The 16,295-nt window shown below is 52.0% G+C and carries 15 protein-coding genes and 1 rRNA gene; 7 read left to right on the forward strand and 9 right to left on the reverse strand.

Annotation, left to right across the window (positions count from 1 at the left end; translation table 11 throughout):
* Both G544_RS0112630 and gmhB read right to left on the reverse strand, forming a co-directional pair.
* Nucleotides 1-67: ribosomal RNA gene (locus tag G544_RS0112630) — 16S ribosomal RNA — on the reverse strand; the annotation flags it as partial.
* A 366-nt stretch (nucleotides 68-433) separates the two neighbouring features.
* The gene (gmhB, locus tag G544_RS0112635; RefSeq protein ID WP_027274949.1) at nucleotides 434-1,000 is read right to left on the reverse strand and encodes a D-glycero-beta-D-manno-heptose 1,7-bisphosphate 7-phosphatase; all 567 of its coding nucleotides are present in this window, start codon (nucleotides 998-1,000) and stop codon (nucleotides 434-436) included.
* Between the two features lie 202 nt (nucleotides 1,001-1,202).
* Here gmhB and metN point away from each other — a divergent pair, with 202 nt between their 5' ends.
* The 6 genes from metN to proS all read left to right on the forward strand — a co-directional run bounded on the left by metN (nucleotide 1,203) and on the right by proS (nucleotide 6,805).
* Nucleotides 1,203-2,234 carry a methionine ABC transporter ATP-binding protein MetN gene (gene metN, locus G544_RS0112640; RefSeq protein WP_027274950.1) on the forward strand — a complete coding sequence of 344 codons (1,032 nt, stop codon included), beginning with the start codon at nucleotides 1,203-1,205 and terminating at the stop codon, nucleotides 2,232-2,234.
* On the forward strand, nucleotides 2,227-2,880 hold the full coding sequence (locus tag G544_RS0112645; RefSeq protein ID WP_027274951.1) for a methionine ABC transporter permease MetI: 654 nt from the start codon (nucleotides 2,227-2,229) through the stop codon (nucleotides 2,878-2,880). The genes metN and G544_RS0112645 overlap by 8 nt, the downstream gene beginning before the upstream one ends.
* 52 nt (nucleotides 2,881-2,932) lie before the next feature.
* Nucleotides 2,933-3,748 (forward strand): MetQ/NlpA family lipoprotein, encoded by an 816-nt coding sequence (locus G544_RS0112650; RefSeq protein ID WP_027274952.1) that lies wholly within the window; start codon nucleotides 2,933-2,935, stop codon nucleotides 3,746-3,748.
* A gap of 139 nt (nucleotides 3,749-3,887) precedes the next feature.
* On the forward strand, nucleotides 3,888-4,226 hold the full coding sequence (gene rcsF, locus G544_RS0112655; protein ID WP_027274953.1) for an Rcs stress response system protein RcsF: 339 nt from the start codon (nucleotides 3,888-3,890) through the stop codon (nucleotides 4,224-4,226).
* On the forward strand, nucleotides 4,227-4,934 hold the full coding sequence (gene tsaA, locus G544_RS0112660; protein ID WP_027274954.1) for a tRNA (N6-threonylcarbamoyladenosine(37)-N6)-methyltransferase TrmO: 708 nt from the start codon (nucleotides 4,227-4,229) through the stop codon (nucleotides 4,932-4,934).
* 149 nt (nucleotides 4,935-5,083) lie between these two features.
* A complete protein-coding gene (gene proS, locus G544_RS0112665) occupies nucleotides 5,084-6,805 on the forward strand; it encodes a proline--tRNA ligase (protein WP_027274955.1) in 1,722 nt (573 codons plus the stop codon).
* 83 nt (nucleotides 6,806-6,888) lie between these two features.
* Here proS and G544_RS21360 read toward each other — a convergent pair whose 3' ends face one another.
* From G544_RS21360 to G544_RS0112690, 5 genes are all read right to left on the reverse strand, one after another.
* Nucleotides 6,889-7,443 (reverse strand): fimbrial protein, encoded by a 555-nt coding sequence (locus G544_RS21360; protein WP_081650788.1) that lies wholly within the window; start codon nucleotides 7,441-7,443, stop codon nucleotides 6,889-6,891.
* 11 nt (nucleotides 7,444-7,454) lie between these two features.
* Nucleotides 7,455-8,438 carry a fimbrial protein gene (locus tag G544_RS21365; protein ID WP_051155737.1) on the reverse strand — a complete coding sequence of 328 codons (984 nt, stop codon included), beginning with the start codon at nucleotides 8,436-8,438 and terminating at the stop codon, nucleotides 7,455-7,457.
* A 13-nt stretch (nucleotides 8,439-8,451) separates the two neighbouring features.
* Entirely contained in the window at nucleotides 8,452-10,989 is a 2,538-nt protein-coding gene (locus tag G544_RS0112680; RefSeq protein WP_027274956.1) for a fimbria/pilus outer membrane usher protein, read from the reverse strand.
* 89 nt (nucleotides 10,990-11,078) lie between these two features.
* On the reverse strand, nucleotides 11,079-11,756 hold the full coding sequence (locus G544_RS0112685) for a fimbrial biogenesis chaperone (RefSeq protein WP_027274957.1): 678 nt from the start codon (nucleotides 11,754-11,756) through the stop codon (nucleotides 11,079-11,081).
* Nucleotides 11,757-11,852: 96 nt separating this feature from the next.
* Nucleotides 11,853-12,374: a fimbrial protein gene (locus G544_RS0112690; RefSeq protein WP_027274958.1), complete on the reverse strand. Its 522-nt coding sequence runs from the start codon at nucleotides 12,372-12,374 to the stop codon at nucleotides 11,853-11,855.
* A gap of 793 nt (nucleotides 12,375-13,167) precedes the next feature.
* On the opposite strand from G544_RS0112690, the gene G544_RS0112695 reads away from it, so the two are divergent.
* A complete protein-coding gene (locus tag G544_RS0112695) occupies nucleotides 13,168-13,686 on the forward strand; it encodes a hypothetical protein (RefSeq protein WP_027274959.1) in 519 nt (172 codons plus the stop codon).
* A 2-nt stretch (nucleotides 13,687-13,688) separates the two neighbouring features.
* On the opposite strand, the gene G544_RS22725 is transcribed toward G544_RS0112695, so the two are convergent.
* Nucleotides 13,689-14,369: a C40 family peptidase gene (locus G544_RS22725; RefSeq protein WP_051155738.1), complete on the reverse strand. Its 681-nt coding sequence runs from the start codon at nucleotides 14,367-14,369 to the stop codon at nucleotides 13,689-13,691.
* 312 nt (nucleotides 14,370-14,681) lie between these two features.
* Nucleotides 14,682-16,037 (reverse strand): MFS transporter, encoded by a 1,356-nt coding sequence (locus G544_RS0112705; protein ID WP_027274960.1) that lies wholly within the window; start codon nucleotides 16,035-16,037, stop codon nucleotides 14,682-14,684.
* Nucleotides 16,038-16,295: the final 258 nt, after the last annotated feature.

Raw genomic sequence — 16,295 nt, forward strand, 5'->3', positions numbered from 1 at the left:
GTTCGACTTGCATGTGTTAGGCCTGCCGCCAGCGTTCAATCTGAGCCATGATCAAACTCTTCAATTAAAGTTTGATGCTCAAAGAATCTTTACTGTTAGTTCGTAATGAATTAACTGATGTTCACTCTTCAAGACTTTTATCTATCGTTTGCGCCGAAGCGCTGTTGGATAGCGTCCTGTGAGTGCCCACACAGATTGTCTGATAAATTGTTAAAGAGCGTGCGTCAGGGGAAAAACTTCCCGTGACGCGGGCTGCGTATATTACGTCATCCCGTTTCAGAGTCAAGCGGTAAATCACCGATTTGCGCATTTGCTTCTGAGGCTAACCGGCTTGTGCCGTGTCAGTGGAGGCGCATTATAGAGTGATTATTGCCAATGGCAAGCATTAATTAAACTTTCTTTCTGCCTATTTTAAACATCCGCCGATAATCGACTAAACTTTGCCCGTTTTAATAGCATTTGGTAGCGCAGCAAGGGAGTCAATAACGATATCCGCCGCTTTCTCTCCCTCTTCCGTTATGGATTTACCGCTTCGGACTAGAACCTTATGACCGACGCCGGCTTTTTGAGCCGCCAGCATGTCTTCAACTTTATCACCCACCATATAGGAAGCGGCCATATCGATGTTTAGCTCATCTTTGGCCGATAAAAACATGCCGGGTTCCGGTTTACGGCAGTCGCACTGCTGACGATACTCATCGACGCTTCCTTCCGGGTGATGGGGGCAGTAATAAATGCCGTCCAGATCCACGTCTCTGTCAGCTAAAGACCAATCCATCCACTCCGTCAGGGATATAAACTGATCTTCTGTAAACATGCCTCTGGCGATACCTGACTGGTTCGTAACAACCACCAGCGCAAACCCCATCTTCTTCAATTCCTGACAGGCTTCAATGACGCCATCAATAAACTGAAACCGATCTATTTCATAGACGTAGCCGTGATCGACATTAATGGTGCCATCCCGGTCTAGAAAAATTGCAGGAACAAGATTTGCCACGGGTCCCCCTCTGATGGCCTATAACTTACTGTGATTGTGCTCGATTTTACCCCCTGAGGGCGCTTTCCGATAGATCTAAAATTGTTTGACTTAGACGTCTAGACGCCTTAACATCCGTTCAATCACTCGGCCGATGCCGGGTTCTCTTTTATTGTCAATCGCCCGACGTTATAGCGATTGTAATGGCAGCTACAAATAGAAAATGATTAAACTTCATAATATTACAAAGGTTTTTCACTTAAAGGATAGAGCCGTCAGCGCGCTTTCCGACGTGAGCCTGCACGTCCCTGCCGGACAAATATACGGCGTTATCGGTGAATCCGGTGCTGGTAAGAGTACGCTTATCCGCTGCGTTAACCTGCTCGAGCGGCCGACGTCAGGTCAGGTTTTAGTAGACAATCAGGATCTCACCAAGCTGCTCCCCGGCGAATTAACAAAAGCGCGTCGGCAAATCGGCATGATTTTCCAACACTTTAACCTGCTCTCTTCGCGTACCGTTTTTGGCAACGTCTCTTTGCCGCTGGAATTAGACAATACTCCGGTAGAGGCGAGGAATAAGCGCGTAGAAGAGCTGCTGGCTCTGGTCGGGCTGTCGGACAAACGCGACGCCTATCCAGCCAACCTGTCCGGTGGCCAGAAGCAGCGTGTCGCTATCGCCCGCGCGCTGGCGAGTAATCCTAAAGTTCTGCTGTGCGATGAAGCCACCAGCGCGCTGGATCCGGCAACGACGCGTTCTATATTAGAGCTGTTGAAAGACATCAATCGTCGCCTTGGATTGACTATTTTGCTCATCACCCACGAGATGGACGTCGTTAAGCGCATCTGCGATCAGGTCGCGGTTATCAGCGGCGGCAAGCTGATAGAGCAGGATACCGTCAGCGCCATGTTCTCGCATCCCAAGACGCCGTTGGCGCAGCAGTTTATCCAATCAACGCTGCACTTAGACATTCCGGACGACTACTCTGCCCGCCTACAGCCTGAACAGCAGGAAAACACGCATCCTCTACTGCGTTTGGAGTTTACTGGCCAGTCGGTTGACGCGCCGCTGCTGTCGGAAGTGGCCCGCCGCTACGGCATTAACAACAATATCATCAGCGCCCAGATGGACTACGCCGGCGGCGTAAAGTTTGGCATCATGCTGACCGAAATCCACGGCACCAAGGAAAACACTGAGGACGCCGTTAAGTTTCTCCAAGAACACCACGTAAAAGTTGAGGTACTAGGCTATGTCTGAAGCAATGATTTGGATGATGCTGCAGGCGACCGGCGAAACCATCGTCATGACCTTCGCCTCCGGCTTTTTTGGTTTCCTGATTGGGCTCCCCGCCGGTGTGCTGCTATACGTCACCAGGCCAGGGCAAATACTTGAAAACGCCACGCTCTATCGCGGACTGTCCGCCGTTATCAACGTACTGCGTTCAATCCCATTCATTATTTTAATCGTGTGGATTATCCCCTTCACGACGATCATCGTCGGCACCTTTATCGGCCTTAAGGCCGCACTGGTGCCGCTGAGCATCGGCGCCGCGCCGTTTATCGCCCGCATGGTGGAAAACTCGCTTCTCGAGATCCCGACCGGGCTAATTGAAGCCGCACGCGCCATGGGCGCCACGCCAATGCAAATTGTCAATAAAGTGCTGCTGCCGGAAGCCCTGCCGGGCCTCATCAACAGCGCGACCATTACGCTGATTACCCTTCTGGGCTACTCGGCAATGGCGGGCGCCGTTGGCGCTGGCGGCCTTGGTCAGCTAGGCTATCAGTACGGCTACGTTAGATATGACGCTACGGTAATGAATACCGTTCTGATCCTGCTGGTTATTTTGGTGTATATCATTCAGTTTAGTGGCGATCGCATCGTTAAGTCCGTTACTCACAAGTAACGGGTCTAAATTAAGGCTGCTTGCAGCATACTGTTAACAGAGAGAGAAATTTATGTCATTTAAGTTCAAAACGTTTGCCGCCGTCGGCGCCCTCATTGGATCTCTCGCGCTGGCGGGATGTGGGCAAGAAGAGAAGAACCCGAACCACGTTAAAGTCGGCGTGATCGTCGGCTCCGAGCTGAAAGTCGCTGAAGTCGCCAAGCAGGTGGCTAAAGACAAATACGGTCTGGACGTTGAGCTGGTCACCTTCAACGACTACGTGCTGCCCAACGAAGCGCTGAGCAAAGGCAATATCGACATCAACGCCTTCCAGCACAAGCCCTATCTGGATCAGCAGATGAAAGAGCGCGGCTATAAGCTGGCCGTAGTCGGCAACACCTTCGTTTACCCGATTGCCGCCTATTCCAAGAAGATCAAAAGCATTGACGAACTGAAGGACGGCGCGCAAATCGCTATCCCTAACGATCCGACCAACATGGGCCGCTCACTGCTGCTGCTGCAAAAGCAGGGCTTTATCAAGCTCAAGGACGGCGTTGGCCTGATGCCGACCCCGCTGGACATCGTCGACAATCCGAGAAACTTCAAAATCGTTGAGTTGGAAGCGCCCCAGCTGCCGCGCGCGCTGGATGACAACCAAATCACGTTGGCCATCATCAATACCGCCTATTCCAGCCAGATCGGCCTGACGCCGACCAAAGACGGCATCTTCGTTGAGGATAAAAACTCGCCTTACGTCAACATCATCGTTTCACGTGAAGACAACAAGGACTCAGAGGCGGTGAAGAAGTTTGTTCAAGCCTTCCAGTCTGACGAAGTCGCTCAGGCCGCCAATACCGAATTCAAAGGTGGCGCGGTTAAAGGCTGGTAATAAATTACCTGACTGAGGCCCGTTCTCAGATATACTAAGGCAGATTGATTAATCTGCCTTTTTTATTATCCGCTCGCCCTGTTTACGACGGCGAAGCTGAGGCCCTTACGGCCCATTATTAACGATTTAAGGACAAGCTATGCGAACTCTCTCTTTCTGCCTGCTGGCGCTGCTGCTGGGCGGGTGCGCTCAGCAAACCTCGCTTTCGCACGTTGAGCCGGTAAAGCTCTATAAAACCGAAGCAGAGCTTTCCGGCGCAAAGTTTCAGGAGCTGGGCACAGTATCCGGCGACGCCTGCCAGTTTAGCGCTCAGGATTCCCCGCCCAGCATCACCGCGGCGATGCTGGACATGCAAAAGCGCGCGGCCTATAAGGATGCCAACGCCGTATTGCTACACCGCTGCGAGATGATGTCTTCCGCGCCGGGATGCTATCAGGTTGCCGTCTGCGAAGGCACGGCGCTGCGCGTTGCGTTTTAAATGAATTCGCTGTCGCTACAGCCTATTGGCGTTATCCGCTCGCCCTACCGTGAAAAGTTCGCCGTGCCGCGCCAACCGGGCCTGGTGGAAGACGGTACGGGCGAACTGCTCCTGCTGCCGCCCTACTCTCAGCCTGAGGCGGTACGCGGTCTGGAACAGTTTAGCCACGTCTGGGTCCTGTTTATCTTTCATCAGACCAAAGACGGCGGCTGGCGCCCTACCGTTCGCCCGCCCAGGCTGGGCGGCAATGCCCGCATGGGCGTTTTCGCGACTCGTTCCACCTTCCGCCCCAATCCTATCGGCATGTCACTGGTCGAGCTTAAGGGGATCCGCCTGAAAGGAGCAGAGGTTGTCCTTGAGCTCGGCAGCCTCGATCTGGTTGACGGTACGCCGGTCATTGACATCAAGCCCTACCTTCCCTTTGCTGAAAGCTTACCCCACGCGCGAGCGGGCTTTGCGCAGGATGCGCCCTCAGCCAACATGCCCGTCACGTTTTCACCCGACGCGCGGCAAACGCTGCTGCGAGAAGCGGTAAAATACCCTCATCTTGAGCGATTCATTACCCAAGTATTGGCGCAGGATCCTCGCCCCGCCTACCGCCAAAAAGAGCAGGAAGCACGGGAGTTTGCCGTCCACCTGCTGGACTTCAACGTCGTCTGGCGGGTTGAAAACGATGAAACCTGCGTTGTCGCTATTGATAAAAGATAGAAATTCCCGCTTCTCTCTTTTGGCAAGCCTTCGTCGCTGATACACTAAACCCCTTTTAAAAATCGGGCCGATTTCCTTTCGCCGCCGGTCTTCGGCCGGTGGAAGCAATCTCATGCCGTAACCTGACGTTTATATGGAAGCACTACACCATGCGCACTAGTCAATACCTGCTCTCGACACTCAAAGAGACGCCTGCCGATGCGGAAGTTATCAGCCACCAGCTCATGCTGCGCGCCGGGATGATCCGTAAACTGGCCTCCGGTCTTTACACCTGGTTACCCACTGGCTTACGCGTTCTGCACAAGGTAGAAACCATCGTTCGTGAAGAAATGAATAACGCCGGCGCGATTGAGGTTTCCATGCCGGTAGTTCAGCCAGCGGATCTGTGGCAAGAGAGTGGACGCTGGGAGCAGTACGGCCCCGAGCTGTTGCGCCTTGTCGATCGCGGCGATCGTCCCTTCGTACTGGGCCCGACGCATGAAGAGGTCATCACCGATCTGGTGCGTAACGAAATCAGCTCCTACAAGCAGCTGCCGCTGAACTTCTATCAGATTCAGACCAAGTTCCGTGATGAAGTGCGCCCGCGCTTCGGCGTTATGCGCTCTCGCGAATTCATCATGAAGGACGCCTACTCCTTCCACACCACGCAGGAGTCGCTGCAGGTGACCTACGACAAAATGTACGACGCCTACAGCAAGATCTTTACCCGCATGGGCTTGGACTTCCGTCCCGTGCTGGCCGATACCGGTTCTATCGGCGGTAGTTCTTCCCACGAGTTTCAGGTACTGGCCAGCAGCGGTGAAGACGACATCGTCTTTTCTACCGATTCCGACTACGCGGCCAATATCGAACTGGCCGAAGCGGTTGCGCCAAGCGCCCCCCGTGCGGAACCAACGCAGGAGATGCGCCTGGTTGATACGCCTAACGCAAAAACCATCGCCGAGCTGGTTGAGCAGTTCAGCCTGCCGGTAGAAAAAACCGTAAAAACGCTGATCGTTCACGCGGCCGAAGAGAGCGGCCACAAGCTTGTCGCCCTGCTCGTTCGCGGCGACCACGAGCTCAACGAAGTCAAAGCGCAAAACCTGCCGATGGTGGCAAGCCCGCTCGAGTTCGCAGGCGAAGAAGAAATTCGCGCGGCGATTGGCGCAGGCCCCGGCTCTCTCGGCCCGGTCAACATGCCGCTGCCGATTGTCGCTGACCGCGCCGTCGCCGCCATGAGCGACTTTGGCGCAGGCGCTAACGTTGACGGTAAGCACTACTTCGGCATCAACTGGTTACGCGACCTGCCGCTGCCGACCGTTGCCGACATCCGTAACGTCGTCATCGGTGACGCCAGCCCTGACGGCAAAGGTACGCTGCTTATCAAACGCGGCATCGAAGTGGGCCATATTTTCCAACTGGGCACCAAATACTCTGAGGCCATGAAGGCTACCGTTCAGGGCGAAGACGGCCGCAATATCACTATGACCATGGGCTGTTACGGCATCGGCGTGACCCGCGTCGTCGCGGCGGCCATTGAGCAAAATCACGATGAACGCGGCATCATTTGGCCTGACGCCATCGCGCCGTTCGAAGTGGTTATCATTCCGATGAACATGAGCAAGTCTTTCCGCGTACAGGAAGCCGCTGAGTCACTGTATGAAACCCTGAAGGCTAACGGCGTCGACGTGCTGCTAGACGATCGCAAAGAGCGCCCGGGCGTGATGTTTGCCGACATGGAACTCATCGGCGTTCCTCACACCGTTGTCATTGGCGATCGCAACCTCGATAACGACGAGCTGGAATATAAAAACCGCCGCGTTGGCGAGAAGCAGATGATTAAGAGCGACGACATCGTCTCTTTCCTGCTGTCTCAAATCAAACGCGCGTAATTCCAACGCTCACATAGACAAAGCGCGCCAAATGGCGCGCTTTTGCTTTATGGTCTTTACACGATTATCTCTGAGAGAATGCTTTACTGATAGGTAAAAGACACCATCATCGAGCTGGAAAATGTTCCCGCCACTATATTTTCGGTCGTACCTTGCGGCCGGCTGTCAAACGAGAAAGTCACAGAACGAGTATCGCTGGAAATCGCCTTGGTAATCGTTGGCCCCCCTGCTGGGATAATGCTGTTGTCGCTCCATCCCATTTCCGCCAGTTTTACCTTAATGCCAACCCCCGAGTAGGTACTTCCAATATAAGCGCCAAACAACGCAGGAGAGCGAGGATCGGCCGTACCCGTGACGGCCATAATTGCCGACGTTGTCGTTTCCGGGCAGTCGGTCAATCGAATAGAAAAGGATTTTGACACCCCGGCCGAACCTACGTAGGAAAGGCTGTTAGCAGGGATTTTGCCGAAGTCTACCGTCTGCATTTTATCATTCACATCAACAACGCATGGAGAAGCTAACACCTTCCCCGTGATGTTAACCGTTACCGTATCCGCTCGGCTATAAAGGCTACAAACGGTCAAAAGCGATAACAGGCAGTGGCGCCAAGCGCCAGACATGCTCGTCTTATTCATCATCTTGCGCCCTCTCACTGATAAACCATAGTAAGCAGTGCCGTCGTGTTGGCGCTGCCGGGCGTTACTTTAGGGCGGGTCTGGTAGTAACGAGCGGTAAAATTAAGCAGCTCTGACGTGTTGGCAGAACTCACGACCATACGGGTTTCACCTATATGCAGCGGCTGTGAATCTTGTAGGATCTGAACCCCCAGTCCCGTCGCTACGCCGCTTTGCCCAGCATTGGTCAAAGCCAGCACGCTGTCGTCGGACGTATCGCCGTTTTGAGTACCCGTCATAGCAACGCTAACGATAGTTCCGCTTTCACAGGTCAAGCCAATCTGGAAATCTTTGGAAACGGTCGTTGCCCCTACCTGCGTCAGGCTGTTGGACTGAACGTCCCCAAGAGGCACCTGAAGCTGCGTCGTGTTGACCTGGCAGGAGAGCGACTGGGGATAAATATTTATCGGATTAGAGGCGTATGCTTCAGTTGTAGTCACAGGATCGTATGTCGTAAGGGCAAGCGGCGAATACATCGTTATTGTCCCTTCCCTGACGGTATCCACTAGCACAAGCTCCATACGATAGTAAGCGGCCGGCGTATAGGTATTCGCAATAAGGCCATCATAAAACGAACTGCTTGAGCGCTCGGACGGAACAACCTGCCCATAGCTTGTATCATTAGAATTGGAATAATAAAGCCTGATTCCCACAGAGCTGTTAGTACTGGTGATAACGCCGTTTCCATAGGGAGACGCGGGCGTTGCACCGTAGTATCCTACAGTGGTTGTACTTGTCCACGAACAGCTAACTTTCGAGTTGCCCCCGCTAACCCATCCGCTATCGAAAAGTATGGTGCCCGGTTCAGCGTTGCGCTTAACATAAATGACCGAAGGGGTATTAATCGTTGTTTTTATTGTTCCACTGCCCCCGGAAAACGAGCAGTTAGCGAACGCTTTTCCCATTGGCAGCAGCGCCAACGCGATAAACAAGGCATATGCAATGCGCGCTTTTTTCATAGTCTTTCCTTTCCTATAAACAAACCGTTGACAGGCGATAAATCCCGGCAGCTTCCTGCGCCTGGCTCGCTTGATAAACGACGTTACACTGCTGCGAAGCATCGTTGCCCCATTTCACAATAAAGCGCCCTTGTTCAGGCATCCCCGTCATAAAAACGTCGCCGCCGTCGCCAACAATCGCCGAATTGGCCTTTTCGCTTTGCAAGCTGGCTACGCTGCCAAAAGGCACCGCATCGCCATTTTCCCTCGTGAGTGAAATCAGCATACGAAGTCCCACGTTAGGCGAGAACTCGGCGCGAACCATCGCGCCGCGCGTTGGAATGACCATTTGGCTGGTCAATGTCATATCGACATTATCCTTTAACGACGCCGTATCCAGAGTTATAGGCGTCTTACGGTATGGCGATACGTAGGGAACCACCGTGTAACCCCGCCAGTCAGTGCTGATGCCCACGCCGTTCATCACGCGAACGTCGCTTGCCAGCGGCGCCTTAACCAGCACGGCCGTTTCGCCAAACGCCTGAGAAAGCGTAATCCCGTCAGCGTGCGCAACGACACCGCCGCGCAGGCCGTAATTTACGCGCTGCATGTTTTGATCGTAGCTATAGGCCACGCTGGCTTCGCCGTATCCGCCCTTAAAGTTCAGACCGGCGTTACCCGTCGCGCCATCGCCGCCGTCGGTGTACCCTTGGCTAACGCTGTAGCTCAAGTTGTTCCTCGCCAACATCGTGCCGTTTATCCCAACGGTGTTTACCGTTTTTCCGTTGCGGCTGCTGTTTAAGCTGTAGTTGGCATAGCTGTTGGACAGCAGGCTGTCGATCGGGATACTCACGTTAAAAGAGAAAAGGTGATCATCCGTTGAATCGTCCGTTGTCGTATCGCTGCGGTTTTGGCTATAGGTATAGTTAATCCCATAGTTAGCGCTCTTCCAGCTATTGTTGTAGCCAAGGCTTGCAGAACGAACGTGTCGACCGTTATTCCAATATTCCTCATTACTGAGGCTCACCGAAAGACTGCCGCCGTTGTCCCAAAGCCTCTGGCTTAGCAGCAGCTCAGAGCGGCTTTTCTTGTGGTCGTAGCTTGAATCGTTGATGTCATACCTGTTGTTATAGCTATCCAACCCTTCCTGTAAGGTATAGAAGCCGGAGGTTGAGTAGCGATATCCCGCCAGTGAAAAGTTTGTCCCCGTGTCGACAAAATTCTTGCTGTAGCGCAACCGCCATGACTGCCCTCTTTCCGACGCACGATCTCTAAGCTCGGCTTTCGCATCCGTCATATCAACAGAAACGGCGCCGACCCATCCCATGTTTTTCCCCAGGCCAAGCGCCATTGAGCTATACCTGTCACCCGCAGACTGAAACCCACCGTACGCCGTCAGTCCCCAGGGTAAGCCATAAATCGCGGTTCCCTGAATGAACGACTTCTTCTCTATGTCACCGTTTGAAGGGCGATACTTCCCGCCCGTCACGCTGAACTTAAGGCGCCCCTCGCGCTGCAAAACGGGTACCGAAGCATACGGAACGGTGAAACTGCGCTCGCTACCGTCCGCTTCTTTCACTGTCACGGTAAGGTCGCCGCTGCCCGCGGTAGGATAAAGGTCTGATATCTCAAACGCGCCCGGCGGCACATAGTTCTGATAAATCTGGTAGCCGTTTTGATAAATCGTCACCTGCGCGTTGGTGTTGGCAATGCCTTTAACTACGGGGGAATATCCTTTCATGCTCTCCGGCAGCATGTCATCGTCGGAGGCAAGCTGGGCGCCGCGAAACGGTACGCTGTCGAACACGTCGCTGGGAGAAGTACTGTCGCCCAAGGTGAACTGACTTTTTAATGGAATAACGTCACGCTGCAGGTAAGTATTGATCGAGTCCCAGCGGTCTTCGCCGCCAGAATCTCTGCTCCAGGTGGAATAGTTACGCAAACGCCATGCGCCGACGTTTAACCCGGAACGTAAATTCAAATAGTAGTCATCGCTGTCCTGGTCGTTGCCCTGGCGCCCTTTAGAGTGTGCGCCGCTAAAGTTGTAGTTTAAAAGCAGCGCGTTAATGCCCTGTTCAAACTTATCGGGTGAAACATAGCCCCGAGCCTGAGAGTAAAGCGCCGCCTGAGGAATAGTGAGGTTCAACCGCTGTTGATTGAACTCAAACTTCACTGACGACATGGCGACCGCCTTCGTCAGGTCCACGCATTCTTCACTGTCACTTTGAGAAGAGAGCTCCGTTAGCCTAACGCCCAGAGACTCAAGCAGCGCTTTGCTCAGGCAGGGCTGTAGAAACGCATTTCCTGCAGTATCTTTTTCCAAAGTGAAGTCAATATCACGAGACTCAACGCTCTCGCCGTTTAAATACAGATCGACATGGTATGTACCGGGAGCCTGTACGTCCCCCTGCTCGAACAAAGAAAGATCCGCACCTTCTAACGACGGATTGTCTAGCGAGAGAAGCGCCGGGTTAAAGTATTCATCCGCTCTGGCGCTTGCGCCAAGCGCCAGCGCAACGTGAACTGAAAGAATCGCATATATAAACGGGCGGCAAGCCTTACGTCTGGCCATACTCTTTATTACTCCGGATGTCCTTGCCCCAACGGTGATGGCTCCTTTACCCCTGACTGTTTTTAGCCTGTCGGGCCATTACCTATAACTTATAAAGAGGTCGAATAAACTTTACTGATGCCGCCGTAGTCGTTAATGATTTTCCAACTCAGCGTTCCACTGCGCGCGCCTGCAGGTAGCTTAAACGTCATGTTGCCACCCGGAGGGAGCATCGTTGCTTCAGAAACCTTGGCGCCGTTGAGCGTTACGGAAAAAAACGTGATGTAAAAAGGAGACGCGTTTGTTGCGACTAACGAACTTCCTTCTTTTCGCCATTTCATCCCTTCTGCCGCTGCCTCCAACGTTTGGCCGAGGCCTGCGGGGCGATAAATCAGCTTGATGCGGGTTTTAACCGCGATCTGTAGTGAATTTTCAGCCTTCTTCGAAGAGGGGATTGACTTGATGTTTAGCCAAAACAAAGACTCTTTGTCTTCTGGCAGGTTTCCCCCGGTACGAACGACGCGCAGAACGTTCTCTCGTCCATCACCGTCCAGACGAAACAGCGGCGGCGTTACCGTAAAGGGCGCCTTTCCCGATACGCCGTCAGGGTTATCCACCCATGACTGAATCAGATACGACAAACTGTCAGGATTGGCTACGCTGATAGAGGACTCTTTACTCCCCCCGTCATAAATCAGGCGAGTACCGCCGATAACAACGCCGGCCTGGGCATAGGCGCATATCATCAGTAAAAAGGAAGTAACGGCTATCTTTATCATGGTTTTCATTTCGGTATTCCAACGAAAATGGAATAGCCAAGACAGGAACGTATAGACTTTCCCTCTTGGCCGTTCCAGACGGTTGACTAAATGAATTAGGTAATATTACGGATAGACAACGGTAAAGTTGGCTACTGCGTTTGCTGAACCAGAAACGATAGCTGTGTTGGTTGAAATATAATAAGCGGTGAAATCCAGAGAGTTCGCGCCTTCACTCAGAGGATATTTGGAGGAATCAGAACCAAAGACGATCTTCTGACCGGCATTGTCCTTAATCTGAACGCCTACGCCAGTCGCTACGCTGCCGCTAGCCAGATCGAGGACGTCCGTTTTACCAGCAACGGTTGTTCCTTCAAAGCGAATTTTTGCTCCGTCGGTCGTTACTGCCGCAGGGCATCCGGTTAATTTGAGGCTAAACGGCATTGCCGTAGAAACATCACCCACGCTGGTGAATACCGTTTTAGCCACCCGCCCCAAGTTTACGTCCAGGTTCTTAGAATTAATATCAACCGTACAGGCAGTATCTAAAATCGTGCCCTTAAAGTTAACCTGTCCGTCATAAGCCTGAGCGGATGAAACCAGAGAAGCGCCCACACAAAGCGCAGAAATAAGCAGATACTTATTCATATCTTTTCCTTTATCGAATATATCTTTGTGGCGTAGATCCCAGCCACTCCTTTCCTAAAAACAAAAAACCATCATCCCGTTATGTTTCAACGGGTTTTAGATGACAGGGGTTTTGTTTGATTTATATATTATAAAAAAAGCTTAGAACGCGTTATCCAAAAAGCGAAATCAGAACTAAAAATATTGAAATGGGCTCAATCATCTAAATATGAATAACAGGCTATCCTATGAAGATCAAATAAATAGGAAAATCAAAAGTCCAACAATAGACAATTGATATTTTGACGCAGAATCTCTCTGGCGGCATTTTCTTGGCCAAAAATAAGCCCTCCGAGGCAATACTCATACAAATCTCCAGCAAAGCTCAGCCAATAAATTACGCCAATCGCAATAATAAGGCTTACCTTATTTAAAACTAAACCAACCCCCAAATACAGGAGGCGAGCAATCGTTAAAAATCCTTAATATAGAAAAAATTACGTCACCCATTTACCTCTAAATGGGTGGCCCATTCATATTTATTACTCCCAAAAATGTTGCTGATTAATATATTCATAGAAAATACAACTTTTATAATATGTCCATCCTTCGTAATTAAGAAAACTATTTCTATAATAACAGTTAGTTATCCTAGAATTTTACTTCTCTATAGAGGGCCAACCCGCGTAGCGAAGCAGTAATAAAAGCGCCTCATGAAGGCGGCAAACAGCAAAGCCATTGACGCCCGTTGTTGGCCATCGCGGGCAGCGCTAAAATAGCGGCCAATCGCACACCACAAAAAGAGAGTTCGCCTTTGGCCAAGAAGTTTCAGGCGCTGATCCCCGCTCTGTTTCCAGAGGAAGAAGCTCAGTTTTGGCAACGATTATTTGACTCTGCGCCCCTGAGCATTTTCATCAGCCAACTTATTTTGGTCTTCCGGGAAGAACAGCGCTACTTGCCCAGAGAGGCCGCTCCGCTGTTTGAGGAAGCCGCCAGGTGCAGCCATCTGGATGCTGCCTATCGGGAAATTACGCCAGAATATCGCATTGAACGATGCGAATTTTCGCCCTGCCCCCATCCCTCAAAAGAGCTGAAAGAGGCAGGCTATCGCCACCTGCAGGAAAGGGAAAGAGAAGAGGATCGGGCTATCCCCTTTGAGGAGTACGATATTGAAGTTTTTCTCGATGAAGAGGCGGATGTGGCAAGGCTGGACTTTCTGCCTAAAATTCCGCCGGGCCTGAGCTGGATGGATATCGGTATGGGCGGGCCAGGTATGACTATCTATATAACGCTGACCCAACACGATCTGATTCAATACTGGGGCTATCGCTAACCTCAGCGAACGGCGTAGGCCAAAAGCACTCGACGAGCGCCGATGTAGTGGTCCTGCCAATAGTCATCGTCGAGTCGGCTAATCTGGATGTCTTTTCCCGTACGCGGCGCCTGAATAAACTCGCCGTCGCCCAGATAAACGCCCACGTGGTCGGCATGCTGATTGCTGCGGCCGTGGGTGCGGAAGAAGACCAGATCGCCCACGCGCAGTTCCCCTCTATCAACCCGCTTAGCCTGCGAAGAAGACATGTGATACATGCTGTTTGCCGTACGCGGCAGCGTCGACTTTAGCTTATCCCGATAGGCATAGTTGACCAACCCGCTGCAGTCAAAGCCGGTTATCGGCGACATGCCGCCATAGCGATAAGGCTTACCCAGCTGATTCATCAATTTGGATATCACGATGTGCCTTGCTGACTGGATTTTACTCTTTTCCTGAGCGGTCAACATGGGGGCGGCGCCTTTTGGCTCACCTGAAGCAAAGGGGTTTTTTCCTACCGGAGCGCGGTACTGTGACGTAAGCGACGCAGAGCTGCTGCCCCCTGCCTGCCCTGACGCGCTTTTCTTACGCTTATAGCCGCTCTTGTTTTGAACCTTGGTTGCGACTGGAGTCTTAATATACTTGTGATGCCCCGTAGCATGGGCGCAGGAAGAAAAAAGCAGCAATATCGCTACAAATGCCATCGTCTCCCAGGAAAAATTGAATAAAGCATCGAGTCTTGTTTGTAAGTAAGTCGTCATCATAAGCCAATTTGGATCTGTCTGTTTTCGATTAGCCAGCGGCGGCGACATTTAGTCTATTCAGGAAATCCTCGTTGGGAATGGCTTTTTTGTAACGTAACAGCAGATAAAAATGACAGGATATTTCAGCATGAAACATGATTCGCAAAATGCGAGTCGTATTATCAATGCGAAAAAGCGATGGTGCAGCCAAAAAAACGAGTGTAAAAACGCCGGGAAATCCCCGGCGTTTTCAATCATAAAGCGAAAGTCAGCTTACTCAGCGACAACGCCCGCCGGCGATGCCTCACTCTGCCTGCGTTTTGCCGTCCAGCCCTTATAGGACAGCGGCAGAAACGCCACGGCAACGGCCAGCAGCGATACGAAGCCCACATAGTAGGCCGGCGCCATGTGGCTTTGCTGCAGCCATGCGCCGGTAATCATCGGCGTCAGGCCGCCAAAGACGGCGTAAGACAGGTTATAGGCAAAGGACAGCCCGGAGAAACGGATCGCCGGAGGGAATGCGCGGGCGCCGACAATAGGCGTCGTCGCGATAGCCCCGGAGAACAGCCCCATCAGGCCGTAGTTAAACATCAGTTCGCCTGCGCCGATGCCCGTATGCAGCGCGCTATAGAAGTGGAAGGCGCTCAAGGCCAGGCCGCCCCACGACGCTACCATGCAGACGCGGGTTCCCAGCTTATCGCTAATCCATCCCCAAAAAATACAGCCCAAAGTCAGCATTAGCGTCGCAACGCAGTTCGCCTGTAGCGAAACGGTGCGATCGATCTGATACATTTTTTCCACTACCACTGCCGGCGTCATCAGTACCGTCACGACCACCGCGGTTGACAGAGACCAGGTTAATATCGCCGTAATGATACAGGCCTCTTTATGGCTCCTCATGACGGTTTTCACCGGCATCTCTTTAGCCAGCGCGTGCTTGGCGGCCATTTCCTTAAAGATCGGCGTTTCCTGCAGGAACTTGCGCAGATAAACGGAAATAAAGCCGAATATGCCGCCAAGAACGAAGGGAATACGCCAGGCATAGTCATTGATTTCAGCCGCGCTGTAGCTGCGTTGGATAAAAATAGCCACGATAGAACCCAGCAGAATGCCGCCGGTAATACCGGAGGTCAGCGTACCAACGCCCAGGCCATAGCGCTGAGCAGGCGTATGCTCTGCGATAAACACCCATGCGCCAGGCATTTCGCCGCCGATGGCCGCGCCCTGAAGAATGCGCATTAACAGCAGCAGAGCCGGAGCCAGCATGCCGATCGTTTCGTAAGTCGGCAGGAGGCCAATCACCAGCGTAGGCAATGCCATAAGGAAAATACTTAGCGTGAACATGCGCTTACGGCCAATTTTATCGCCGTAGTGCGCCATAATAATCCCGCCGATGGGGCGAGCGAGGTAACCCGCAGCGAAAATGCCCAGCGTTTTCATCTGAGCGATAAACTCATTGTCGCCCGGGAAAAACAGATGGGTTAACGTTCCCGTGAAGAATACGAAAATAACGAAATCATAAAACTCTAAAGTTCCCCCCAAAGAAGACAACCCTAAAGTTTTATAATCATTTTTATCTAACGGTCTAGCCTGGGGCTGGCCCGCCTGCGGATCTGAAGACGCTGTCATTGCCTTATAACCTGCCATTAAAACTGTCGTTTTTAAAACGTCGCCTAAAACACTGTCGGTTAATGCAACCGACGCCAAACGCGCCCGCTCAATAAAAAGCGAGGCCGGAATTTATCATTCAAAAATGGTCTATCGCTGAAGTCGTTCAATCCGTTGAAACGCGGTTGGTACTACGCAGCTGTGATGAATGGGTTCGTCTTAATGTTATAGCAGTATGTTCGAATCTCTGTAAACCTTTTAGTTCAAAATAGGGTTATC

Source organism: Leminorella grimontii ATCC 33999 = DSM 5078 (genome assembly GCF_000439085.1).
Classification (GTDB): Bacteria; Pseudomonadota; Gammaproteobacteria; order Enterobacterales; family Enterobacteriaceae; genus Leminorella; species Leminorella grimontii.